We start from the raw sequence: 1,394 nt of genomic DNA, 5'->3' as shown, positions 1-1,394 counted from the left end.
TACATTTAATCGAATTCGCAATGCCGCATAACGCCCCATTAAGAGGCAAATAATAGTTGGCTAAAATAAGCGACGAAGGAGCAAATAGCCAGCTGTTATTTGTCCTGCTTGAATGGCTTGTTATGAAGGTACTGGCTAAGACACCGTTAATAGTCAGTTGGACTTCCGTTTGCATAACCTTCAGAAAATCCAGTAATAAAATCTGGAACTCCAAAACTAACAATTAAGCAGATTGATGCAAGCAACATTAAGTTTCGATTATTCTTTTTATAGCCGAGGCTTATAAGTAAAACAAATAGTAACAAACCTAAAACTTCTAATATAAACATGTAAATTCCTTTTATTAACAATAGTAGTAATCAAATAAACTTTATATTATTCGACCTTCATAACGCCCCACTAAGAGGCAAATGATAGTTGGTTATAATAGAGAGCGAAGCGAACAAAACCAACTGTTATTTGTCCTGCTTGAGTGGCTTGTTAGGTTTCGAGCACGCCAATGTTAGAGCTATTATTCCCAAAGGCCAATTGAACCAACCAAACATAACTAGAAAAGGGCTATCATCCCAACTTGCTAAATCAAATAGATTACTAGAAGGAACCATAATTGATAGTTCAAATGCCGCTGTGACAATTACAGACACTATAAATACAATAACAAGCAAAAAAGGCGGATCGTATTTAAGATATACTTGTTTATTAATGAACAAAGCTGCATTTATTCCAGCAAATGTACAAACAAGCCATATAACTTCCAATGTCACTATTAATGTCCACCCGTCTTGTTGGTAAATTACCCACCCAAGATATGAAACTAAAACAGCTAAAAATATAAATACTCGATGTTGCAAATTAGAAACCTAACGCCCATATTAAGCGGCTAAAAACGGTTGGCTATAATAGCGAGGAACGACGCTAGCCGACTGTTTGTGTCCGTCTTGAATTGCTTGTTAGACGGTAAAATGTTCCCAGACCGCACCAAGCGCTCTACGTTTAACTTGCTGGTTCAGCACAGGAAACCGCAAAAACTCGCCCCAAACTCTACAAGATAACCTCGCCAAGGGCAATGTAAAAAGCTCAGTGCTCAACTGCAAGAAAAACACTTACGTTGAGCACTGAGCTTTTTACATTGTTAGATAAGCGTAGTCGACGTCAAGTTTTTGGTTAGATTAAATTGTGCCGACCAACCGTTGCTTATGCTGGAGAAAACAGGCAAGTTTCCGCCTTTCATACAACGACTCGCTCAAAAAGCACGACCCTTTCTTACCGTATAACGCCCCATTAAGAGGCTTTTAATTGTTGGCTAAAATGTGTAGCGTAGCGGAACCTAGCCAACTGTTAAAAGTCCTGCTTGAATGGCTTGTTATAAGTTGCCTACTCTGCAGCTTTGACTT

The 1,394-nt window shown here is 38.6% G+C and carries 1 protein-coding gene; it reads right to left on the bottom strand.

The features are described from left to right. Positions 1 to 146: 146 nt before the first annotated feature. Positions 147 to 329 (bottom strand): hypothetical protein, encoded by a 183-nt coding sequence (locus tag H4J39_RS00030; RefSeq protein ID WP_182225421.1) that lies wholly within the window; start codon positions 327 to 329, stop codon positions 147 to 149. Positions 330 to 1,394 lie beyond the last annotated feature (1,065 nt).

Origin of the sequence: Colwellia sp. Bg11-12, from assembly GCF_014076955.1 — a bacterium.
Taxonomy (GTDB): domain Bacteria; phylum Pseudomonadota; class Gammaproteobacteria; order Enterobacterales; family Alteromonadaceae; genus Colwellia_A.
The sequence above is the reverse complement of the archived record's forward strand: the minus strand, read 5'-3'. Positions and strand labels throughout refer to the sequence as shown.